Origin of the sequence: Comamonas sp. A23 (assembly GCF_004522605.1) — a bacterium.
Taxonomy (GTDB): domain Bacteria; phylum Pseudomonadota; class Gammaproteobacteria; order Burkholderiales; family Burkholderiaceae_C; genus Comamonas; species Comamonas thiooxydans.
Window position 1 is genome coordinate 38,842 of sequence record NZ_RSDT01000008.1, and the last position, 21,247, is coordinate 60,088.

Below are 21,247 nucleotides of genomic sequence, written 5' to 3' on the forward strand. Positions count from 1 at the left end.
CTCGGCCGCACAGCACATTCAGCAATTTGATAGCAGCCTGCGCTTTCCTGTCAGGCGATAAAGCCTTTTCTTAGCGAATTTTCACCCGGACAATCAGGTCTGAGCTTGCGGCATGCCCAGCTTGAGTTCACTGAGCATGCGCAGCAGCATCCGGTTGAGGTCTTCGGCCTCCCACTCCTCCTGCTCGCGCAGTTGCCGGATGGGGGCCGGGTCACGGCTCTCCAGAGCCTGGCTCATCTGCAGCACGGCCGCATAAGGACCGGAGCGCGTGACGATGGCATCGAAAATGCGCTCGTTCAGCGGCGTGCGTCGCAAGATGGTGGCCACCGGCTCATGCAGCAGCAAATCCAGCTGCGAGAACAGGCTGCACAGATACATCTCGCGCTGCAGGTCCAGGCTCACCCCGGCCTCGATCAGTTGCTCGGCCAGCCTGGCGCGCAGCACGACCTGCGTGCGCAGAGGCACCAGGTCCTGTTCAGTACAGGCATGGGGCAGTTGGTCGGCCAGCCAGCGCTCCAGCGTACCCAGCCCCAGCATCACCAGCCCGCGGCGCAGCGAGTCCACGCCGCGACGCAGGCCCAGTGCGGCCGAGTTGGTATAGAGCAAAAAGCGATAGGCCAGCACCGGGTCCGAGCCCAGGATCTCCTCCATCACATCCAGGGACTGTTCCTTGTCGATGGCTTTCATGAGCCTGAAGAGCGCATCGCGCGAGGGCTGGGGCTGCTGCAGCCGAAAGGCCTGCATGGTGTCTGCCACGGGCCAGCCGGCCACGGCGGCCGCTTCATGCTCGTCGAGACAGGAGCGCGCCAGCTCCAGGCTCTGCAGGCTCTGGTACATCTGGCCGTCCAGCAGATTCAGGGGCTGAGTGGCAAAAAAGCCCGAGGCAGTCTCCTTGTCCGCATCCTTGGCCGGCTGGCCGGAGCGCACGGCATTGGGCAATCCAGCGACACCTTCCGGCGGCAGGCTCAGCAGGCTGCTGGCAAAGCAGCGAGCAGCATCTGCATCTGGCACATCGGCCAGCGATCCGCCCCAGACCAGCATCAGCCCGCGTGCCTTGGCCTTCTGCACCAGCTCGTAGATACCTTCATCCTGCTGCAGCCAGTCGCCGCGCACCTCGATCCAGGGACTGCCCTGAGGTGCATGTTCAAGAAGATTGCACAGAACCTGGCGGGACTGCGGCGATATCAAGAGCGGCGGGGCCTGACGGCTCCAGATCTCATCCACCGTGCGCAGGAAATGCGCCATGTCGGCACAGGAGCCCGAGTCCTCGTGCACATAAAGCTGAATCCCTGCCAGGCGTCGCGTACGTCCCCAGAGCGGCCGATAACCAAGAGTCAAAGAGCTGAGGGCAGACTGGGTCATGGAGGATTTGGACAGGTAGACGACGGGACATCAAGGCGGAAAGAGCTCGCCGGAATCAGCCGATGTAGTTGAACAGCGAAAGCTTCTGCATCTGTGCATAGGACTGCAGGGCGGCCTGCAAGCCCACCTTCTGAGTCTCCACTTGCGACAGCGCAGTGATCATATCGATATCTTCGGCACGCGAACGGGCTCCTTCCTGTGTCAGTGCCTGATCCTTCATGTCGGACTCCAGGCCGTCTGCACGTTTGAGCTGGTCGCCAGCATAGCTGCGCATGGCCTGCACCCGGTTCATGCCCGAATCCAGTTCGCTCAAGGCGCGCCCCAGACCCTGCTGCAATGCGGTCGATCCCCCCGTGCCGCCCTTGACCGTGGCAATGGCCTGATCCAGCACACTGAAAATATCGGTGCGTGTGCTTGGAGACATGGTGAAGCTGTCGCCGTCGGCCGGAGTACCCTTGATGCTGATCTGCTGACCACCGACGGTAATCGCCTGCCCTTCCTTGTAGGGCGTGGACGGAACCACGGGGTTGGTCACTGTGGCCGAGCTGGAGTTGATCTCGTAGCTGACCTCACCGGTAGTCGGATCCTTGGTGAATACCAGCGTGTAACTATCGCCTGTGACCTTGCTCGGGTCGGTGACCGATCCCACATCCGCCCAGGCCTTGCCGGAATTGGAGGCCGCGCCATTCACCACAAACACCCCGTTGCCGGTAGGCACGTTCAGCCAGGCCGCATGGCCATCCAGAGAGATGGGCAGGCCGTTGTCGCTGCCGGTGTTCTGCCCGGGGTTGAGCTGGCTGCTCGAGCCCGGAGGCGTGCTTTGCAGCGGGGTATCGGGACTGCCCAGCCCGCGAAAAATCGGCAGGCCGTTGGAATCCTTGGCATTGGCATAACCGAGAACCTGGTCACGCAGGCTCTCCATCTGCTTGACCAGCGCATCGCGCGCCACCTGGTCATACGATCCGTTGCCCGCCTGCATCAACAGATCACGAAAATCCTGCAATGCGCCATGAGCCTTGCCCAGCTCGGACTCGCCCTGGGCAATCACATCGCGCTGGGCACCGAGCACACGCTGGTCATTTTCGGAACGGGTGATGCGCGTGCGTGCACGCTCGGCCTGCGCAGCGGCCACGGGATCGTCGCTGGCGCGCAGCACGCGCTTGCCCGCCGTGGTCTTCTCCATCAGGTCCACCAGGCTGCTCTGACGCGAGCCCAGGTTGTTGATGGTGCTGTCATACATATTGGCCGTGCCAATGCGGTTGATGCTCATGCCTGTTCTCCGGCTGTAGGGGTTAACGGCCAACGGCCTGGATCACGCTGTCAAAAATGCCCTGGGCCACCTGCAGCATCTTGGCCGAGGCCTGGTAGGACTGCTGGTACTGCAGCAGCTTGGCGGCTTCTTCATCCAGATTGACGCCGGACACTGCGGTGCGATCGCCCTCCAGATTCTTGGCAATCGAGTCTGACAGCTTGGCCGCATAGGCAGCACTTTGCGTGCGCGTGCCGATCTGCGCCATGGCGGTGGAAAAGCCGTCGCTGAGCGTGGTCGCGCCATCGAAGATCACAGCGTCGCGAAGCGACAGAAAGGAGCTGGCATTGCCCGTATCCGAGCTGTAGAAGCTGTTGGGACCGAAGCTCACGGTATCGCTGGTGGCACCATCCACCGCAGGCGTGCCGGTGAGCGTCACCTTGAGCCCCGGAGCCAGCTCGATGGCCTGCCCGGAGATATAGGCACCCGTCGCGGCAACGCCACTGGGGGCAGGCGTGATGGTATAGGTCATGCCGCCCGCCCCATCGGGAGCGAAAGACAGGGTGGTGCCCGCAGAGAAGGTAGAGGCATCGAAGCCTTTTTCCACCTTCAGGCTGGACATGCGGACGGCAGCATCGCCCAGCGAGTTGATCTTGGCCGACACCGGATTGGCCACCGCCAGATCGTTGCCGGAATGCACCATGGTCTGAATATCGTGCGCCGCCGATGCCACAGGACTGAACAGCACGGACTGGCCTGCCTGGCCATCGTTCTTGAGATCGAACTGCAGACCGTCAATCGTCATGCCACGCAGATCCGTCAGATCGTTGAAGGCCGTAGTCTGGCCATCCGACAGCCGCACCACCTTGCCCTTGGGCGCATCGTTGCCGAAAACGATCTTGTAATCCGAAGCCTTGAGCGCGCTGGAGTCCTTGACCGTGACCGTGGGCGTATCGGGCTGTACCCATTGAGCACCCGTGGTGGAGCCCGTGGTCGTCATCGGAATATTGAACAGCGCCCCGCCTTTCTGACCCGACAAGGTAAGGCCCAGCTGGTTCTGCGTATTGAGCGTATCGCCGATCGAGATCACCATGCGCCCCAGCAGGTTGCGCCCCTCGCTCAGGTCGTTGTTCTGGAACTGCAGCAGCCCGGCAATCTCGCCGCCACCAGCCATGGCAGGAGTCAGCTCCACAGGCTGCCCGCCCTGCTGCTGGAAATACAGGCTCATCTTGCCGCTGCCGGGGTACTGCGTGGACTCCTGCAGGCTGAGCTTGGCCGCGCTCTGCCCCAGCACCAGCGGCTGGCTGCCGCCCACGAACAGGCTGATGGAGCCATCGCCGGCGTCGACCTGCGAGGTCTGCACGTATTTGTTGATGTCACGCACCAGCTGGTCGCGCTGATCGAGCAAGTCATTGGGCGTGTGGCCCGTGGCGATGGCGCGGCTGATCTGGCCGTTGAGCGCCGCCACCTGTTCGGACAGGCTGTTGACCACATTCACGTCATTGCTCATCTGCTGGCGCGTGCTGTAGTCCATCTCGTCGAGTTGGGCCGAAGCCGAGCGGAAGCGCGCGGCCAGTTCGCTCATGCGCGTCAGCACCACCTGGCGTGCCGAAGAGTCGGTAGGTGCGCTGCTGACATCGGCAAACGCATTCATCATGTCGTTGATGGCCGCGCCCAGGCCGTTGGTTCCGCCGGAGAACACTTCCTGCAGCTGGTTGAGCGAGTTCGAGCGCGCGGAGTCTGCGGCACTGGCGGCGGTGGCCGCCGTGGCCTGACGGTTGAGCAACTCGCTGAAGTTGCGCAAGATGGTCGCCACATCGGCGCCATTGCCGATATAGCCATTGCCGATGTTCTGGCCCGCCGAGGTCTGAAAGGCCACGCTCTGGCGCGAATAGCCGGCGGTGTTGACGTTGGCAATGTTGTGCCCCGTGGTTTGCAGGGCGATCTGGTTGGCCATCAGGGCGCGTGCGCCCACGTTCAAAAGACTCATGACTGGTTCTCGGTGATCTTGTTGATCTGGGCGGCACGGGCGCTGACGCCCAGACGGCTTGCGACATTGGCGCTGCTGTTGCCGGCGTTGGCGACGCTGACCTGGGCCACGCTCTGAATGGCGCGACTGAGCTTTTGCGCATAGGCCGGATCGGTTGCGTAGCCGGCCTTTTGCAGCTCGCTGGCATAGGCCTGGGCAGAGCCGGTCTGGGCCATGGCTTTTTCGTAGCGCGGATTGCTGCCAATCAGACGTGCGTAGTCGCGGAAGGACTCCTCGTAGGAGTCATAGGCGCGGAACTTGGCCGTCACCTTCTTGGGCGCGCCATTGATGTATTCGGTGGTCGTGACTTCGGCGACCTTGCCCGTCCAGCTGCCACCGGCCTTGATGCCGAACAGGTTGAACGAGTTGCTGCCGTCCTTGTTGCGGATCTCGCTCCTGCCCCAGCCCGTCTCGTGTCCGGCCTGGCCGATCATGTAGTGGGCCGGGATGCCGCTCTCGCTGGCCACGCGCTGGGCCGCGCCGGTGTGCGCCGTCACGAAGTTGTCGCGCCCCTTGGGAGCCGGTGCATAGGCATTGATCGATTGCGCAGCCTGGCTGCGGCTGCCGCTCCAGGCGCCGTTGCTGCCCACATTGCGCCAGGCGTTGCGGCTCAGGCTCAGTGTGGAAGGCACGGCAATTTCGGCGTCCTCGGCGGCGTCGACCCCCATGCTGCGCGCCAGCTGCTTGCTGATGGCATCGGTGAGGCCGCCAGGCTGGCCCGCCATGGCCACCGAGAGCTGCTGATCCAGCAGGTCGGTGCTGAGATTGCCCTGCGCGCTGTCGAGCAGGCCGGACTTCATGGTCGCCTCGCGCATGCTCTTGATCATCTCGCGCATGAACAGCGACTCGAGCTGCTTGGCCGTCTCGCGTGCGGCCTGCGGGCTGTTCTCGCCGGCAGCCGTCTTGAGCGCATTGAGCGAACGTGCATCGACAGCCAGAGCATTGCTGGCCGCCAGGGATGAAGAATGGGGCAATGACGTGCTCATATCACCTCCAGCTCGGCGTCCATGGCGCCCGCGGCCTTGATGGCCTGCAGGATGGCCAGCAGATCCTGGGGCGTGGCGCCCAGTGAGTTCAGCGCCCGCACCACATCGGTGAGCTGGGGCGAATTGGGCATGTTGATGACCTTGCCGGGCTCCTGCTTGACCTGGATATCGGACTTCTGCGCCACCACGGTCTGCCCCTGCGAGAACGGTGCAGGCTGGCTGATGACCGGCGTGGTGCTGATGGTGATGGACAGATTGCCGTGCGCAATCGCGCAGGGGCCCAGGGTCACCGCCTGATTGAGCACGATGGAGCCGGTGCGTGCATTGATGACCACCTTGGCCGCCGGCTTGGAGGTCTCGATGGGCATCTCCTGGATCTCGGCGATCATGCGCACGCGTGAGCCCGGATCGATGGGGGCATTGACCTGCACCGTGCGGCCGTCCAATGCCATGGCCGTGCCCGCGCCCATGCGCTGGTTGATGGCGCGAACCATCTTGTCGGCGGTCTGGAAGTCGGTCTGATTCAGGCCCAGCGTGATCGTGTTGCCCTGGTTGACGGGAGTGGGCACTGCACGCTCGACCTGTGCGCCCTGCGGCACGCGGCCCGCGTTCAGGTGATTGACCTGCACCTTGGAGCCGCCGGCCGCAGCCCCGGCACCGCCGACCACCACATTGCCCTGGGCCAGGGCATAGATCTCGCCGTCCGCGCCGCGCAGCGGTGTCGCCACCAGCGTGCCGCCCTTGAGCGACTTGGCATTGCCCATGGAGGAGACATTGATGTCTATGGCCTGGCCGGGCTGTGCAAAGGCCGGAAGCTCGGCCGTGATGATCACTGCCGCCACATTCTTGAGCTGCAGCTGGGCCGCATTGCCCGTGGCCGGCAGGGCGATGCCCATCTGCTCCAGGTAATTGGCCAGTGCCTGCTTGGTGTAGGGCATCTGCGTGGTCTGGTCGCCCGTGCCGTCGAGGCCGACCACCAGACCATAGCCTGTCAACTGGTTGCTGCGCACGCCCTGGATGGCGGCAACCTCCTTGATGCGTGTGGCATGCGCAGGCAGGGTGAGCCCGCTGGCGCCAAGGGCTGCGACCACCAGCAAGGCGGTGTGCGCAGGGCGCAGTGACAGGAGCGTGGACAGTACTTTCATACTGCCCATTCTCGGAAGAATCAGAACGGCATAACGTTCAAAAAGAACCGGGACAACCAGCCAATTGACTGGGCTTCACCTGCCTGGCCACGGCTGCGCGACTCGACGCGCAGATTGGCCACCTGGGTCGATGCCACGGTGCTGCCCGGACGCAGCGAGCGCGGGTCCACCGTGCCCGTGAAACGCAGCACATCGACGTTGTGATTGACGCCGATCTGCTTCTCGCCGGCAATCACCAGATGACCGTTGGGCAGCACATCGACCACGGTGGTGGCAATCGAGCCCGTGAAGGTGTTGTTGCTGCTGGTGGCCCCAGAGCCCTTGAAGTCGTTCTTGCTCTCGGCCCCCAGGGTGAGCGCATCGGCCACCGTCTTCTCGGCGCCGCCCCTGAGCAGCGGCAGCGAGGTGATGCCCGTGCTCAGCTCGTTGGCTCGCCCGACCTTGGAGTCCGTGCTCTGGCTGGCCGAAACGCGCTCGACGATCTGCACCGTCACCGAATCGCCCACCATGCGGGCGCGCTGATCCTCGAACATGGGACGGTAGCGACTGGCATTGAACAGGCTGCCTGTGGGCGCCTGGGCCGTCTGCTCGCGCGGCTGCAGCACGGGAGGTGCGGTGGATGGCATGTCCACGGGCGGCGGCGGATTGAGCGTGACGCAGCCCGACACCAGCAGGGCCCCGGCGAGGGCGCAGAGCGGCGGGCAATGGGAAACAATGGCTTTGAACATGGCGGCAAGTCCTTGGCAGTCAGGCGCTTCGCCCCTTATGCCCTTGCGTGCGCGAGGCACGCTATTGAAATCAGAGCTTTCAGCGCTTTCCCCTAATGGAATTCAGCAATGAATTGATCTGAAAACCATAGGCATCAAGCGCAGGCTGCTCCTCAATACATGGTGATCAATCAGAGCTGCGCCAGCTTGGCCAGCATCTGGTCGGAGGTCTGAATTGCCTTGGAATTCATTTCGTAGGCGCGCTGCGTCTGAATCATGGTCACCAGCTCCTGGACCACGTTCACATTCGATGCTTCCAGATAGCCCTGCTGAATCGTGCCCAGACCGTTGGTACCGGGCGTGCCCTGCTGGGGCTGGCCCGAGGAAGCGGTCTCGACGTAGAGGTTCTGGCCGCGGGGCTCCAGGCCTGCGGCATTGATGAACTGGCTCATCGCGATATTGCCCACCTGCTGCGGCGCAGCCTGGCCGGGCATGGTGACGCTGACCACGCCGTCATGGCTGATCGACACCTTGGTCGCACCCTGCGGGATGGTGATGCCGTTGGCCACGGGCAGGCCGCTGGAGGTCACCAGCTGGCCCTGGGCATCGACCTCGAACGAACCGTCGCGGGTATAGGCAATCGTGCCGTCGGGCATATTGACTTCGAAGAAGCCGTTGCCGTTGATGGCCACATCCAGCGCATTGCTCGATTGCTGCAGGCTGCCCTGCAGAAAGTTGCGGCTGGTGGCCACGGTGCGCACGCCCAGGCCCAGGTGCAGGCCTGTCGGCAGCTGATTTTGCTCGGTCGTCTGGGAGCCGGACTGGCGCAGGTTCTGATAGATCAGATCCTCGAAAACCGCATTCGCGCGCTTGTAGCCGGTGGTGGAGACGTTGGCCAGATTGTGCGAAATCACGTCCAGCTGCGTCTGCTGGGCTTCCATGCCGGTCTTGGCAATGAACAGCGAATTGATCATGACGTATTCCTTTGGCTATCAGCCGTTCAAGCTCAGCAGCCAGCTGGCGGATTTATCGTTGGTTTCAGCGGTCTGCAGCAACTTCATCTGCTGCTCGAACTGGCGCGAGGCCGCGATCATGCCGACCATGGTTTCGACGGAGTTGACGTTCGATCCCTCGATCGAGCCCGACAACAGGCGCGCTGTTTCATCGTTGGGCAGCGCATCGCCCTGCGCCGCGCGGAAAAAGCCGTCATCGCCGCGCACCAGCGGCTCATCGACGGGCGGCGTGACCAGCTTGACGCGCCCCACGGCCACGGGCAGCTGATTGCCCATCTTGGCGGTCAGCGTGCCGTCCGAACCCAGGGAGATCGTGGACTCGGGCGGGATGTCGATGGGAGCACCGCCGTCGGAGAGCACGGCCTGGCCGTTGCTGTTGACCAGCTGCCCTTCGGGCGAGATCTCGAACACGCCGTTGCGCGTATAGGCTTCCTGGCCGTCAAGTCCCTGCACGGCAAACCAGGCGCGACCCATGGCCATGGCGTCCAGCGCACGGCCGGTGCGCTGGGCAGGGCCGGGAGTGTCCTGATAGCCAGAGGTGGCCTCCAGCGCAAACACGCGAGTGCCGGCTCCCGTGCCCTGCAGCGGCACCGAGCGGAAGGTGGACATCTCGGCCCTGAAGCCGTTGGTGCCCGCATTGGCCAGGTTGTGAGCCAGCACGGCCTGACGCTGGGCTGCCGCATTGGCCCCAGTCATCGACGTATAAATAATTTTGTCCATGCGGCTTTCCTCCCCCTGAGTCGCTGCGCGCCTTCCCCCTCTCTCTTCGGGAGGGGGACGACATCCTCGCTGCGGGGCGGCCCTGGCTCGATGTCTCTCGCTTGGTGCCGCGCCCTATTTCAGAGCAATTGCGTTACTAAAACGGTTGTGTTGATCAGCGCAAGTTCACGAGTGTGGAGAACACCTGATCCTGCGTCTTGATGGTCTGGGCGTTGGCCTGGTAGGAGCGCTGCGCCGTCATCATGTTGACCAGCTCGGCCGTCAGGTCCACGTTGGACTCTTCCAGCGCGCCCGACTGCAGCGAGCCGAAGGTGCCGGTCTGGGCCGAACCATTGAGCGCAGGGCCGGAGTCGGAGGTGGCAACCCATTTGTTGTTGCCGATGGAGCCCAGCCCCTGGGTATTGGTAAAGGCCGCCAGAGCGATCTGGCCTTCGGTGCGCGTGACGCCGTTGGAGTAGGAGGCCACGATGGAGCCGTCGCGGCCCACATTGATACCCGTCAGTGCGCCCGAGGTATAGCCGTCCTGCTTTAGGCTGCTGACGGCGAACTTGGTACCGAACTGGGTCAGACCGCCGAAATCGAACGCGACATCGAAGGGCTGCAGGCCGTTGGGATTGGCCGTGCCGCCGCTGACGCTCAGGTTCAACGTGGTGCCCGAACCTGTGGTCGGTGCATTGGGGGTGACGCTGGTGAGCTTGCCGCTCGCGTCGAACACGGCCTTGCCGATGGGCGTGGCCGTGGCATCGAGCGAGTTGAAGACATTCCAGGTGTTGCCTGTGGCGTCTTTCTCGAAATACAGATTGACCGGGATCGCCGTGCCCTGGGTGTCATACACATTCAGCGAGGTGCCATAGGTGGCACGAGGCGTGGCAGCGACAGGAGGCGTGGCTGTAGCGTCGCCGGCAGCCGCCGTGGCGCGTGCATCCAGATTCAGCTCCACATTCACCTTGGATGTCTGCTTGGCGGGAATCGGCTGCCCTGTGGGAAAGCTCATCGGCACAGGCGTGGCACCCGACTGGATCTTGCCGGTCGAAGGGTCCACCACATAGCCCATGACATTGTCGTTGTCCACGGTCTTGAGGTTGCCCTCCTTGTCCAGACCGAAGTTGCCGGCGCGCGTGTAGGCGATGCTGCCGTCGCTTTGCTTGACGACGAAAAAGCCGTTGCCGTTGATGGCGATGTCCAGGTTGTTGCCCGTCGAAGTGATGGAGCCTTGCCTGAACTGCTGGGACACGGAGGCCACGTTGACGCCAATGCCGCTGCTCTGGCCGCTGGCCGAGCCGATGGCGCTGGCGACCATCTCGGCAAAGTCAGCGCGCGAGGCCTTGAAGCCCGTGGTGTTGGAGTTGGCGATGTTGTGGCCGATGACGTCCAGATTCTTGCTGGCGGCGTTCAAGCCGGAGAGACCTTGTTGAAAACCCATGATGTGTTCCTCAATCAGTAAACGGCCTTGACGCCGGAATAAGCCACGCTGTCGCCGTTATCGAGCTCCAGCGACAAAGAGCCATTGGCCGAGCTGGTGGCAATCACGGCATGCGGCGCCAGCGGTGTGGATGCCACGGCGGTCGTGCCATTGGTGGCAACCACGCTGTAGCGCAATTGCGAGGCATCGCCGCTGTATTTGTCCTTGCCATCCCAGGTGAAGTAGTTCCGTCCAGCTGCACCGGCACCCAGGTCGATGGTGTCCACCAGCTCGCCGCTGGCCGTGGTGATCTGGATCTTGACGCTGGCCGCCTGGTTTTCCAGGTCGAAGGCAGCGGTATGCGTGCCATCGGCCGCCACGCCCAGGGTATTGCCCTCGGTCAGCACCGTACGACCGATCATGGAAGTGCCCTGCAGCACCTGCATGGCCGTGAACTGGCTGGACATGGAGGCCATGGTCTGGTTCAGCTGCTGAATACCGGTCACGGTGTTGATCTGCGCCATCTGCGAGGTCATTTCCGCGTTGTCCATGGGATTCATGGGGTCCTGGTTGTTGAGCTGGGCCACCAGCAACTTGAGGAAACGGTCCTGCGCCTCGTTGGGGTTGGTCACCGCATTCTTGGTATTGCTGGTGGTGTTGGTCGTGGTGCCGTCCACGCTGCTTGCGCCGTAGATCATGTGTGTGTTCCTGGGCTTACTGGCCCATTTGCAGAGTCTTGAGCAGCAGCGTCTTGGCCGTGTTCATGACTTCCACGTTGTTCTGATAGGAGCGCGAGGCCGAGATCATGTTCACCATCTCGTCCACAGCGCTCACGTTGGAATGGGTGACATAGCCCTCGCCATCGGCCAGCGGATTGCTGGGGTCGTGGATGCGGCGGCCGGGCGTGTTGTCCTCGCTGATGGCATTGACCTTGACGCCCGCGCTGCCGTCGTTGCCCATGGGCACGGTCTGAAAAACGACCTGGCGCGCCTTGTAGACGCTGCCATCGGGGCCGGCCACGGCATCGACGTTGGCCAGATTGGAGGCCACCACGTTCAGGCGCTGGGACTGGGCGCTGACCGCGCTGCCCGAGATATTGAAGATGGAAAACATGGACATGGTTTAGCTCCTGGGCTTACTGGCCTTGAATGGCGCTGAGCATGGTCTTGGCCTGGCCGTTGATGAAGCGCAGCGTGGCTTCGTAGCGCACGGAGTTGTCGACGAAATTGGCGCGCTCGCGATCCAGATCCACGGTGTTGTTATCCAGGCTGGGCTGGGAATTGACCGAATAGCCAAGCTTGGCCTTGAGCGCCTCGTCCGACATCTGCGCCTGCAGCGGGATATGGCCTGCCGTCGTGACGCTGGCCTGGGTCAGGGGCTTGGGCCCGCTGGTCGCGGCCATCAAGGCTTCACGGAAGTTGAAGTCGCGCGCCACATAGCCGGGGGTGTCGGCATTGGCAATATTGCTGGCAATGGCACGCTGGCGCTCGGCGCGCAAGAGCAGCGCCTCGCTTTGGAAGTCCAGTCGTTCAGTCATTTTGTTCAGCATTGCGGCCTCGCTTTCAGAATTCGGGGATGCCGGAGCCCACGGACTGCGGCATGCGAGGATTATGAAAATCGGCAGCGCAAACTAAAGCGCGAAGAAAGCGGTATTGCGCTGGCTCTTCAAGCCATTGCGCAAGCCATGTCACGCCTATATTTGCCAGCATCGTCTGCAGCCTCGTGACTGCGGATACTTCAAAGGATTGATGCATGTCTGGCCGCTTTTCCCTGTTTCTGTGCCTTCGCCCCTCTCGAGGCCTGGCTGCAGCATGGGGTCTCGCTGCGCTGCTGCTGACAGCTGGCGCACAGGCCCAGGACGGCGCGGCGCAGCTCAGCCAGATCGGACAGCGCTTTGTCGATGCGGCTCTGCACCAGCCATCGGCAGAGACCGTTCAGGCCGGCAATGGCATGGCTTTACGCATGGAGGTGCAGATGGGCCAGCTGGACTCGCGCCTGCGCCTGGCAGCCTGCGCCAAGGTCGAGCCCTATCTGCCTGCGGGCAGTCGCCTCTGGGGTCGCACCCGGCTGGGCCTGCGCTGCGTGCAGGGCAGCGTGCCCTGGAACGTATTCCTGCCCATCACCGTGCGGGCCTATGGCCCAGCCTGGGTGGCCCAGGGCAATATTCCGGCCGGCAAGACGCTGAGCGCCGAGGACGCAGCCCCCGCTGAAGTGGACTGGGCCGAGGACAGCGCCCCCGTCTTCGCCAATGCACAGGATTTCATCGGCATGGTCGCGGCGCGACCGCTGACGTCGGGGCAGGCTCTGCGCCAGAACATGGTACGTCCGCCTGCCTTGTTCACGGCGGGATCGCCCGTCCAGGTGATGGTCAACGGCGGCGGCTTCAGCGTTGCCGGCTCAGGCAAGGCAATGACTGCAGCCGGAGAAGGACAGCAGGTACGGGTTCGCATGGATAATGGCCGCCTTGTCACAGGAACGGTCAATGCCAGTGGCGTGGTTCTGGTTCAATGACGAGAGAGTGCGCACTCACTTTATCAACCATGCCAAATATTCCTCAAGTTTTACGCGCCCTTGTCGAAAGCAAGGCTACAGCGCCCTACGCCGATACAGGGCGATTGGAGAACCAGCATGAAGATAGGCAATAAGCCGGACCTGCAGCAGACCGCTGCAGCCGCCAAGCAGGCCCCGAAATCCGCCACCACGGTTGCCACCGAAGAATCGACCAAAGGCTTGTCCGAGCGCGCCGCCGGCGTGCCCGTGTCCTTTTCGTCCTCGGCCCGCGCCCTGGACAGCCAAAGCCGCACCAATACCGACTTTGATGCTGATCGCGTCAAGGCCATGCGCGAAGCCATTGCCAATGGCAGCTTCCGCGTCAACGCCGAGGCCGTGGCAGACAAGCTGCTGGCCAATACCGAAGAATTCCTGGTTCACGCTCGCGGCTGAAGCGCCCGCGCCTGAACTCCCGAACAAAGGCTGACCCGATGACCTTGCAGGAAATGCTCGATTCGCTGGATGCGGTGATTCAGACCGTTTCGGCATCGCTGCAGTCACCGGACGCATCCGCGCTGGAACAGTCCAGCACCCGCCTGCGTGACGCCATGGTGGCGTTCTCACAGCTCGTCAAACGCTTCTCGGCAGACGACTGGACGCCTGCACTGCGCGAGCGCGCACAGAACCTGGACCGCGAAATTTCCCTGGTCCGTGACCAGCTGGCACGGCTTTCCGTGCTCAACCAGCGCCGCACCAAGGCCCTGGTGCCTGCTGCCGAAGACAGCACCTATGAAAGCAGTCTGCGCGGCGCATCGCAGACTGGCCGCGCACGCATCTATCACGCAGCCAGCTAGGCTCGACGCGGAAACTCCAAGCAACAGGGGCAACCCGGCACGAGATGTTCTGGGCGCGCTCAACCACGCCGGCCGCTAAGCGGTGGCCCGCCACCTGACCGCAGCGCCGCAGACATCCCCATGAACCATGGCTGTGCCCGCGTCTATGGCTTTGATGCCCCAGCACAGCCAGCTATGACACACAGATGGTCAGCTGGCTGGTCCGCGGCGTGGTGCACGGCGATGCCATAGGCAGGCAGCGGCCCGTGGAGTTCGACTATCCGATGTCCGACGCCTTTGGCGAGCTGCTGCAGCGCACAAGCTGCCATATTCATCAGGGCTCCGTCCAGCTGGGTTAAGAACGTGTTGGCGATCTCTACGCAGTCGCGTTGGAGTGCAATCGGGATGAGTTCAAAGCGTTGGCTCGCCGCTTGCACCGGGGTGCAAGCAAGAGTCAGCGCGCAGAAATCGCCCGATTTCGCTCCAACCCTGCGGGACAGAGGGTTTGCGGCGCGAGGAGATCGTCAACACGTTCTACAACTTCTGCGCCTGGGCCCGCATCTGGGCCACCACGCGCTCGAAGACACGCCAGAAGGCGGCATCCTGTGTGGTCGCGAAGTTGATGCGCATGCAGGTGCTGGAGCCCCGGCTGGCATGGAACATGGCACCTGGGGCAATCATGTAGCCCTGATCCAGCAGCAGTTGGGTCAGCACCTCGGTATCCACGCCGGTATCCACCCAGCCGAACATGCCAGCAGGCTCGGCCACAAACCGACAGCCGGCGGCCTGGGCCAGCGCCACGCTGCGCGTGCGCGCCTGGGCCAGATGCTGGCGCAGCCGCTCGGCATGGCGGCGCAACTGGCCTTGCTCCATGCACAGGGCCAGGGCCTGCTCCATGGGGGTCGGCGTGGACAGGGTGGACAGCAGCTTGGTGTCCAGCAGTCTCTCGACCAGATCGGGCGGCGCGGCCAGATAGCCCAGGCGCCAGTTGGGCACCAGCACCTTGGCAAAGCCGCTGATGTAGATGCTGCGCTGCAAGCGGTCCAGCACCGTCACGCGCGGAGCGTGATCGGCAGCGATATGGCAGTAGCTATCGTCCTCCACCACATAGAAGCCGTATCGCTGCGCCATCTGCAGCACCTCATGGGCGCTGGCAGCGCTCAGGCTGTAGCCCGTGGGGTTGTGCAGCACACTGACACTCACATAGAGCTTGGGGGCCATGGTCTCGCAATAGCGCTGCATCACCGCCATGTCCGGCCCCTCGGGCCCGCGCGGCACGGGCAGCACGCGCATGCCCATGGCGGCCAGGCGTGCATATTCCACGGCCCACCCCGGCTCCTCCACCATCACCGGATCGCCGGGCTGCAGCAGGGCTCGGCTCACGATGTCCAGCGCCTGGGTCGCCCCCAGGGTGGTGATGATCTGGCCAGTCCCCACCGCAATGCCTATGCGCTGCAGGCGCCGCGCCAGCGCCTCGCGCAGCCGGCTGTCGCCCATGGGCTCGCCATAGCGCACCAACGATTCGCGCAGCGCCTGCCCGCTTGTGACCTTGCGCATGGCGGCCACCAGAAAGCCGGCATCCAGCCATTCGGCAGGTAGCACGCCGGCACCGGGCTGGGGCTTGCCGGCCACACTCTCCACAAACATGCCTCGAATCAGCATGGTGGCGTTGATGCGCGTGCCAGGCGGGATGCCTACCGGGGTATTGACCGCTCCCGCATTGATAGCTATCTGCGCTTTACTCTCCGGCATTTGAAGCGGATTTTGCACAATATCGCGCACATAAAAGCCGCGCTGCGGCCTGGCCTCGACCAGCCCCTGGGCCTGCAGCAGGTCGTAGGCAGCCACCACCGTGTACGGACTCACGCCCTGCTGACGCGCGCATTCACGTACCGAAGGCAGTCGCGCACCTGCGGGCAGCAGCCTTGTGCGTATGCGCTCGGCCAGACGCTCGGCCAGCTGCTGGGTCAGGGTCAGGGCCGCCTGGCGGGACAGGGAGATGGACATGGTGATGTGCAGCGAACTGTATTGAAGCGAATACCGATACAGAAGCCATGATTGTGAGACTGTCTGTATAGGTACTGTAATGGTCTCAAGCGTATATTGAGTCCATCAACCTCTCTTGGCCGCCCTCCACACAGGGCTATGGTCACGGTCTGCAGTCTCACCGACTGCAGACCAAACAGTCGCAATTGCCCGCCAGCCCACACAGGCAAACCGGCCGCGACACAATAAGCCCACCTGCTGGTGCATGGTTGCAGCGCTTTGTGCGCCGCAGCGATTGCATCCCGAGCCCCAAGCTCAGGCCGGCACATGCCCGACAACGGCGTGAGAATGCACACCGGCCAGCCCTGCCCGGGCTGGCAACGTAGAGATCGAGTACTGTTTTATGACAACATGGACGCTGGCAGAACGTGCTGCCAAGATGAATTCCTCCGCCATCCGCGAGATCCTCAAGCTGACCGACCGCCCCGGCATCATCAGCATGGCTGGCGGCCTGCCTTCCCCCAAGGCCTTCCCCCTGGACGCGTTCACCGAAGCCTGCCAGACCGTGATGCAGCGCGACGGTGCCGCAGCCCTGCAGTACTCGACCACCGAGGGCTTTGCCCCGCTGCGTCAGGCGATTGCCGACTTCCTGCCCTGGAGCGTCGATCCCGAGCAGATCCTGATCACCACCGGCAGCCAGCAGGCGCTGGACCTGATCGGCAAGGTGTTCCTGGACAAGGGCAGCCGTCTGCTGGTTGAAAAACCCACCTACCTCGGCGCCCTGCAGGCCTTCACTCCCATGGAGCCCGTGGCCGTGGGCGTGGACAGCGATGACGAAGGCATGCTGATCGAAGACTTTGCCAAGCAGATCGGCAGCGGCGCCGACAAGGCCCGCCTGGCCTATGTGCTGCCCAACTTCCAGAACCCCACCGGCCGCACCATGAGCGATGCGCGCCGCCAGGCTTTGGTCGATAAGGCCAGGGAACTGGATATTCCCCTGATCGAGGACAACCCCTACGGCGACCTGTGGTACGAGCAGGAGCCTCCCCTGCCCCTGGCTGCACGCAACCCCGAGGGCGTGATCTACATGGGCTCGTTCTCCAAGGTGCTGGCCCCCGGCCTGCGCATCGGCTTCATCGTCGCGCCCAAGTCCGTCTACGGCAAGCTGACCCAGGCCAAGCAAGCTGCCGACCTGCACACCCCCAGCTTCAATCAGCGCGTGGTGGCCGAAGTCATCAAGGACGGCTTCCTGGACCGCCATGTGCCCACCATCCGCGCCATGTACAAGGCTCAGCGCGATGTGATGCTGATGGCCCTGGAGCGCGAGATGGCCGGCCTAGACGTGCAATGGACACGTCCCGTGGGCGGCATGTTCCTCTGGGTCAAGCTGCCTGCAGGCATGGACGCCCAGGCCCTGCTGACCAAGGCCGTGGAGCGCAATATGGCTTTTGTGCCCGGCGCGCCTTTCTACGCCGGCGATGCACAGAACAACACGCTGCGCCTGTCGTATGTGACGGTGTCTGCCGAGCAGATAAATATTGGCATTGCTGCTCTGGCTGACGCCATCCGCAGCAACACCCCCTGAGGCGCTGACGCGCCTAGGCGGCCCCGCCTTCCCCCTCTCTCGCTTTGCTGCGCAATGCGGGAGGGGGACGACAGCCTCGGTGCGCGGCGGCGCTTCCTCGCTGTCTCTGATACCCCATGGCATGTGAAATGCCACATCGACCGGCTCTGCGCCGGTTTTTCTTTTTGCCGACAATCGCTGCCCATGTCTGCCTGCGCACATACCAGCCCTCTCTCCCGTCCCTATATGACCGTGGACGTGTTCACGCACACCGCGCTGCTCGGCAACCCCGTGGCCGTGGTGCTGGGCGCCGATGGCTTGAGCGAGGCCCAGATGCAGGCCTTTGCGCGCTGGACCAATCTGTCGGAAACCACTTTTGTGCTGCAGCCCACGCCCGAGGGGCTGGCTGCGGGCGCCGACTACCGGCTGCGCATCTTCACGCCCGCGGGCGAGCTGGCTTTTGCCGGCCACCCCACGCTGGGCAGCTGCCATGCCTGGCTGGCCCAGGGCGGCCAGCCGCGCAACCCCGAGCAGGTACTGCAGGAATGCCAAAAAGGCCTGGTAGCCATTGGCTGCGATGCGCAAGGTGCGCTGTTTTTCGAAGCCCCTTCGCTCGACTCCCAGGAGATTTCCGAAGAGGAGCTGGCACCCGTGCTGCAGGCCCTGGGCCTGCAGCGTGAGCAATTGCTGATGGCGCGTAGCCTCTACAACGGCTCGCCCTGGCTGGGAATGCTGCTCGACCACCCCGATACGGTTCTGAGTGTGGAGCCAGACTTTGGAGCACTCAAAAAGCTGGGGGCCAAAGCAGGTCTGGCGGCCATTTATGAGGTGGAAGAGGATGCCCCGCTGATTGGCCGCTCCAGCCGCGAGGCCCGCGCTTTTGCCAAGCAGGCGGAAGAAGCAGCTCAAGAAAAAGTGACCCCAGCCCAGCCACGCCTTGAAGTGCGCGCCCTGATAGGCGAGACCGCCAGCGAAGACCCTGTCACCGGCAGCCTGAATGCTGCACTGGCCCAATGGCTGACGGGCGAGGGTCTGCTGCAGACGCCCTATATCGCCGCACAAGGCGTATGCGTGGGCCGTGACGGACAGGTTCATGTCCAGACCGCCGCCAACGGCAAGCTCTGGGTGGGCGGCCATACCGTGACCGTCACATCAGGCCGCGTCCTGCTTTAGACCTCAGAGCCGGCTCAGAGCTGGGCCGGCGTCATCCTGCAGATCTGGTCGGCCATGGTTTCGGCCTCCTGCGCGTTGTGCGTGACCAGAATCGCCGTCTGCCCGGTGGCCCGCAGAATATCGCGGACCTCCAGCGTCAGGCGCTCGCGCGTGGCGGCATCGAGATTGGAAAATGGCTCATCGAGCAGCAGCAAGGCCGGGGACGGCGCCAGGGCGCGGGCCAGCGCCACACGCTGCTGCTGACCGCCGGACAGCTCGTGCGGGAACTTGCTACCTGAATTCGCCAGCCCCACCACGGCAAGCAGCTCCTGCACACGTTTGTCGCGCTCTGGCTTGCCCATGCGACGCAGGCCGAAGCCCACGTTCTGCACTGCCGTCAAATGCGGGAACAGGCCGTATTCCTGAAACATCATGCCCACATGGCGCTGCTCGGGAGGCAGATGCGTGCCGGGGCCGGAGAGCAATACCTCGCCCAGATGAATGCTTCCCGCGCGCACCGGCTCAAAACCCGCAATCGCTCGCAGCACGGAGGTCTTGCCGCAGCCCGAAGGGCCCAGCAGGCTGGCGATATGACCTGCAGGCACCTGCAGATCAAAGCCCTGCAGCACGGTGTGCAAGCCCTTGGGCGTGTCATAGCCCAGTTGCAGCTGCGCAATTTGTAGAGAGGCGGTCATGCAATCACTTCATCACGACTTACGCAAAACGGGTTCATGCAAGACAACTGCCTCAAAAGGCAGGCCATTGTTGCATTCTTGTATGCGTAAGTCTTATTCATATTCAATAGCTGCTTGCGTAATACCCATAGGCGCCGCAGCCCATTTTCATGCTTATTCATCGCTGCCCACCCGACAGCTGCGTGCGCGCCAGCAGCATGACGGGAACCAGCCCCGCGACCACAATGCACAGCGCGGCGATCGCGCCCTCCTCATAGGTGCCGCGCGCGGCTTCCGCATAGAGCCAGGTGGCCAGGGTGTCGAAATCGGCCGGGCGCAGCAGCAAGGTGGCAGGCAGCTCCTTCATGGCATCGACAAACACCAGCATGGCACTGGTGGCCATGGCGGGCCGCAGCAGCGGCAGATGCACGCGGCGCAGCGTGCCCAGGCGGCTTTCGCCCAGCAGACGCGAGGCCTGCTCCAGCGTCGGCGGGATACGCGCCAGCCCGGCCTCGATACCGCCCACGGGCATGACCAGAAAGCGAATCACGCAGGCAGCCACCAACACGATGCCCTGCCCCATCAGCGGCAGGCCATTCATACCGAACAGCTGGGCCAGCCCGGCGTCGAACGCCAGCGCCGGCGTCAGCAGGCCGATGGCCAGCACCGTGCCCGGCACGGCGTAGCCCAGCGCCGCCAGCTGCGCTGGCCAGCGCGAAGGCGCTCGCGTGCTGATGCCGGTGCGCGTGGCCCAGGCCACGACAAGACCCGCAGCCACCGCGATCACGGTCACGCCCAGCGCCAACCCCAAAGTGTTGAGCAGACTAGAGACCAGGCCCTCGGACACGCCCGAGCCCTGTACCAGACGCTTGCCGCTTTCCCAGGCCAGATAGGCCGCTGGCGCAGCAAAGCCGATCAGCACCGGCAGACTGCAGGCCAGTGTTGCCAGCCAGGCCCTGCCTGCGGGCAGACGGTGCGGCGCTATGGCCCGCATGCGCTGGGCCGAGCCAAAGCGCTGACGACTGCGCCCCTGACGCTCCAGCCAGACCAGGGCCACCACGGCCAGCAGCATGGAGCAGGCAATCTGCGCGGCACCAGCCAGATCGGAGCGCGTGACCCAGGTGGTGTAGATCGACACCGTGAGCGTGTGCACGCCCAGAAACTCGGACGCACCGATATCGTTGAGTGTCTCCAGCAGCGCCAGGCTCAGGCCCACGACCAGCGCCGGTCGCGCCATGGGCAGGGCTACGCGCCAAAAAGCACCCCAGCGGGTCTCACCCAGCGAGCGTGCGGCCTCCATCAGATGCGCCGGCTGGGTCATGAACATGGAGCGCGCCGTCATGTACACATAGGGGTAGAGCGTGAAGCCCAGCACGAAGATCGCACCGCCCATGGAGCGAAGATCGGGCAGGCGCCACTGACGCGGGCTGTCGTACCCCAGCAACCAGCGCAGCGCGCCCTGCACCGGGCCTATGGGGTGAAGCAGGTCCAGATAGGCAAAGGCCACGATATAGGCCGGCATGGCCAGCGGCAGCAGCAGTGCCCAATGCAGCCAGCGCCGCCCCGGAAAATCACAGGCCGTCACCAGCCAGGCACAGCCCGTGCCCACCACCAGCACCACCAGACCCACCCCGCCCAGCAGCCAGGCCGTATTGGCTGCGGCATCGGGCAGCACATAGCGCAGCAGATCCTGCCAGTGCGCCCAGTCCGCCCCCAGCGCCAGCCAGGCCAGCGAGGCAATGGGCGCAAACACCCCCAGCGCAATCAACCAGCTTGCGCCCTGCCACGCCGGCCCAACGGGCCTGAGCCCTGAACGAAGATAAGAAAACATCAAGACAAAACGATCACGGCAAGACCAAGGGCCCAGAAACAGACATGCCCCAGCAAAGGGGCTCAAACAGGAGCGCAATGCTAAAACAAGCATGCTCCCAAGCA

Annotated in this window: 21 protein-coding genes; 6 read left to right on the forward strand and 15 right to left on the reverse strand. The window is 63.8% G+C overall.

The window, feature by feature from the left end:
* Positions 1-93 precede the first annotated feature (93 nt).
* From EIC84_RS17535 to flgB, 12 genes are all read right to left on the reverse strand, one after another.
* The gene (locus EIC84_RS17535; RefSeq protein WP_034362093.1) at positions 94-1,362 is read right to left on the reverse strand and encodes an HDOD domain-containing protein; all 1,269 of its coding nucleotides are present in this window, start codon (positions 1,360-1,362) and stop codon (positions 94-96) included.
* A 55-nt stretch (positions 1,363-1,417) separates the two neighbouring features.
* The gene (gene flgL / locus EIC84_RS17540; RefSeq protein WP_003065515.1) at positions 1,418-2,632 is read right to left on the reverse strand and encodes a flagellar hook-associated protein FlgL; all 1,215 of its coding nucleotides are present in this window, start codon (positions 2,630-2,632) and stop codon (positions 1,418-1,420) included.
* A gap of 22 nt (positions 2,633-2,654) precedes the next feature.
* Positions 2,655-4,601, reverse strand: coding sequence for a flagellar hook-associated protein FlgK (flgK, locus tag EIC84_RS17545; protein WP_003065517.1), 1,947 nt, complete (start codon positions 4,599-4,601; stop codon positions 2,655-2,657).
* A complete protein-coding gene (gene flgJ, locus EIC84_RS17550; RefSeq protein ID WP_003065518.1) occupies positions 4,598-5,626 on the reverse strand; it encodes a flagellar assembly peptidoglycan hydrolase FlgJ in 1,029 nt (342 codons plus the stop codon). The genes flgK and flgJ overlap by 4 nt, the downstream gene beginning before the upstream one ends.
* Positions 5,623-6,771 carry a flagellar basal body P-ring protein FlgI gene (locus EIC84_RS17555; protein ID WP_003065520.1) on the reverse strand — a complete coding sequence of 383 codons (1,149 nt, stop codon included), beginning with the start codon at positions 6,769-6,771 and terminating at the stop codon, positions 5,623-5,625. The genes flgJ and EIC84_RS17555 overlap by 4 nt, the downstream gene beginning before the upstream one ends.
* Positions 6,772-6,791: 20 nt before the next feature.
* Positions 6,792-7,499 (reverse strand): flagellar basal body L-ring protein FlgH, encoded by a 708-nt coding sequence (locus EIC84_RS17560; RefSeq protein ID WP_003065522.1) that lies wholly within the window; start codon positions 7,497-7,499, stop codon positions 6,792-6,794.
* A 170-nt stretch (positions 7,500-7,669) separates the two neighbouring features.
* Entirely contained in the window at positions 7,670-8,452 is a 783-nt protein-coding gene (gene flgG, locus EIC84_RS17565; RefSeq protein ID WP_003065524.1) for a flagellar basal-body rod protein FlgG, read from the reverse strand.
* Positions 8,453-8,470: 18 nt separating this feature from the next.
* A complete protein-coding gene (locus EIC84_RS17570) occupies positions 8,471-9,211 on the reverse strand; it encodes a flagellar basal body rod protein FlgF (protein ID WP_134737334.1) in 741 nt (246 codons plus the stop codon).
* Positions 9,212-9,365: 154 nt separating this feature from the next.
* Positions 9,366-10,634, reverse strand: a complete 1,269-nt coding sequence (gene flgE / locus EIC84_RS17575) for a flagellar hook protein FlgE (RefSeq protein WP_003065528.1) — start codon at positions 10,632-10,634, stop codon at positions 9,366-9,368.
* Positions 10,635-10,648: 14 nt separating this feature from the next.
* Positions 10,649-11,311 (reverse strand): flagellar hook assembly protein FlgD, encoded by a 663-nt coding sequence (locus tag EIC84_RS17580; protein WP_003065530.1) that lies wholly within the window; start codon positions 11,309-11,311, stop codon positions 10,649-10,651.
* A 16-nt stretch (positions 11,312-11,327) separates the two neighbouring features.
* Positions 11,328-11,732, reverse strand: a complete 405-nt coding sequence (flgC, locus tag EIC84_RS17585; RefSeq protein WP_003059205.1) for a flagellar basal body rod protein FlgC — start codon at positions 11,730-11,732, stop codon at positions 11,328-11,330.
* Positions 11,733-11,748: 16 nt separating this feature from the next.
* On the reverse strand, positions 11,749-12,162 hold the full coding sequence (gene flgB, locus EIC84_RS17590) for a flagellar basal body rod protein FlgB (protein ID WP_003065531.1): 414 nt from the start codon (positions 12,160-12,162) through the stop codon (positions 11,749-11,751).
* Between the two features lie 203 nt (positions 12,163-12,365).
* Here flgB and flgA point away from each other — a divergent pair, with 203 nt between their 5' ends.
* The 4 genes from flgA to EIC84_RS26020 all read left to right on the forward strand — a co-directional run bounded on the left by flgA (position 12,366) and on the right by EIC84_RS26020 (position 14,295).
* Entirely contained in the window at positions 12,366-13,124 is a 759-nt protein-coding gene (gene flgA, locus EIC84_RS17595) for a flagellar basal body P-ring formation chaperone FlgA (RefSeq protein ID WP_003065533.1), read from the forward strand.
* Positions 13,125-13,241: 117 nt separating this feature from the next.
* Positions 13,242-13,556, forward strand: coding sequence for a flagellar biosynthesis anti-sigma factor FlgM (gene flgM / locus EIC84_RS17600; protein WP_003065535.1), 315 nt, complete (start codon positions 13,242-13,244; stop codon positions 13,554-13,556).
* Positions 13,557-13,594: 38 nt separating this feature from the next.
* Positions 13,595-13,957, forward strand: coding sequence for a hypothetical protein (locus EIC84_RS17605; RefSeq protein WP_003065537.1), 363 nt, complete (start codon positions 13,595-13,597; stop codon positions 13,955-13,957).
* A 185-nt stretch (positions 13,958-14,142) separates the two neighbouring features.
* A complete protein-coding gene (locus tag EIC84_RS26020; RefSeq protein ID WP_003065539.1) occupies positions 14,143-14,295 on the forward strand; it encodes a hypothetical protein in 153 nt (50 codons plus the stop codon).
* Between the two features lie 175 nt (positions 14,296-14,470).
* Here the strand turns inward: EIC84_RS26020 and EIC84_RS17610 are convergent, their stop codons facing one another.
* Positions 14,471-15,943, reverse strand: coding sequence for a PLP-dependent aminotransferase family protein (locus EIC84_RS17610; RefSeq protein ID WP_003065541.1), 1,473 nt, complete (start codon positions 15,941-15,943; stop codon positions 14,471-14,473).
* A gap of 382 nt (positions 15,944-16,325) precedes the next feature.
* Between EIC84_RS17610 and EIC84_RS17615 the strand changes: the two genes are divergently transcribed.
* The gene (locus EIC84_RS17615; protein ID WP_003065544.1) at positions 16,326-17,507 is read left to right on the forward strand and encodes a PLP-dependent aminotransferase family protein; all 1,182 of its coding nucleotides are present in this window, start codon (positions 16,326-16,328) and stop codon (positions 17,505-17,507) included.
* Between the two features lie 225 nt (positions 17,508-17,732).
* Positions 17,733-18,659, forward strand: coding sequence for a PhzF family phenazine biosynthesis protein (locus EIC84_RS17620; protein ID WP_080554139.1), 927 nt, complete (start codon positions 17,733-17,735; stop codon positions 18,657-18,659).
* A gap of 14 nt (positions 18,660-18,673) precedes the next feature.
* Here the strand turns inward: EIC84_RS17620 and EIC84_RS17625 are convergent, their stop codons facing one another.
* Both EIC84_RS17625 and EIC84_RS17630 read right to left on the reverse strand, forming a co-directional pair.
* Positions 18,674-19,333: an ABC transporter ATP-binding protein gene (locus EIC84_RS17625; RefSeq protein ID WP_003065547.1), complete on the reverse strand. Its 660-nt coding sequence runs from the start codon at positions 19,331-19,333 to the stop codon at positions 18,674-18,676.
* 157 nt (positions 19,334-19,490) lie between these two features.
* Positions 19,491-21,143, reverse strand: coding sequence for an iron ABC transporter permease (locus tag EIC84_RS17630; protein WP_034362096.1), 1,653 nt, complete (start codon positions 21,141-21,143; stop codon positions 19,491-19,493).
* Between the last annotated feature and the right edge of the window lie 104 nt (positions 21,144-21,247).

Bases quoted from the DNA above. Each gene is read 5' to 3' on its own strand.
- EIC84_RS17560 (WP_003065522.1), bottom strand. From the start codon at position 7,499: ATGTTCAAAGCCATTGTTTCCCATTGCCCGCCGCTCTGCGCCCTCGCC.
- EIC84_RS17535 (WP_034362093.1), bottom strand. From the start codon at position 1,362: ATGACCCAGTCTGCCCTCAGCTCTTTGACTCTTGGTTATCGGCCGCTC.
- flgM (WP_003065535.1), top strand. From the start codon at position 13,242: ATGAAGATAGGCAATAAGCCGGACCTGCAGCAGACCGCTGCAGCCGCC.
- flgC (WP_003059205.1), bottom strand. From the start codon at position 11,732: ATGTCCATGTTTTCCATCTTCAATATCTCGGGCAGCGCGGTCAGCGCC.
- flgG (WP_003065524.1), bottom strand. From the start codon at position 8,452: ATGATCAATTCGCTGTTCATTGCCAAGACCGGCATGGAAGCCCAGCAG.
- EIC84_RS17580 (WP_003065530.1), bottom strand. From the start codon at position 11,311: ATGATCTACGGCGCAAGCAGCGTGGACGGCACCACGACCAACACCACC.
- EIC84_RS17610 (WP_003065541.1), bottom strand. From the start codon at position 15,943: ATGTCCATCTCCCTGTCCCGCCAGGCGGCCCTGACCCTGACCCAGCAG.
- flgL (WP_003065515.1), bottom strand. From the start codon at position 2,632: ATGAGCATCAACCGCATTGGCACGGCCAATATGTATGACAGCACCATC.
- EIC84_RS17555 (WP_003065520.1), bottom strand. From the start codon at position 6,771: ATGAAAGTACTGTCCACGCTCCTGTCACTGCGCCCTGCGCACACCGCC.
- EIC84_RS17620 (WP_080554139.1), top strand. From the start codon at position 17,733: ATGACCGTGGACGTGTTCACGCACACCGCGCTGCTCGGCAACCCCGTG.
- EIC84_RS17630 (WP_034362096.1), bottom strand. From the start codon at position 21,143: ATGTTTTCTTATCTTCGTTCAGGGCTCAGGCCCGTTGGGCCGGCGTGG.
- EIC84_RS17615 (WP_003065544.1), top strand. From the start codon at position 16,326: ATGACAACATGGACGCTGGCAGAACGTGCTGCCAAGATGAATTCCTCC.
- flgA (WP_003065533.1), top strand. From the start codon at position 12,366: ATGTCTGGCCGCTTTTCCCTGTTTCTGTGCCTTCGCCCCTCTCGAGGC.
- flgE (WP_003065528.1), bottom strand. From the start codon at position 10,634: ATGGGTTTTCAACAAGGTCTCTCCGGCTTGAACGCCGCCAGCAAGAAT.
- flgJ (WP_003065518.1), bottom strand. From the start codon at position 5,626: ATGAGCACGTCATTGCCCCATTCTTCATCCCTGGCGGCCAGCAATGCT.
- flgB (WP_003065531.1), bottom strand. From the start codon at position 12,162: ATGCTGAACAAAATGACTGAACGACTGGACTTCCAAAGCGAGGCGCTG.
- EIC84_RS17605 (WP_003065537.1), top strand. From the start codon at position 13,595: ATGACCTTGCAGGAAATGCTCGATTCGCTGGATGCGGTGATTCAGACC.
- EIC84_RS17570 (WP_134737334.1), bottom strand. From the start codon at position 9,211: ATGGACAAAATTATTTATACGTCGATGACTGGGGCCAATGCGGCAGCC.
- flgK (WP_003065517.1), bottom strand. From the start codon at position 4,601: ATGAGTCTTTTGAACGTGGGCGCACGCGCCCTGATGGCCAACCAGATC.
- EIC84_RS17625 (WP_003065547.1), bottom strand. From the start codon at position 19,333: ATGACCGCCTCTCTACAAATTGCGCAGCTGCAACTGGGCTATGACACG.
- EIC84_RS26020 (WP_003065539.1), top strand. From the start codon at position 14,143: ATGGTCAGCTGGCTGGTCCGCGGCGTGGTGCACGGCGATGCCATAGGC.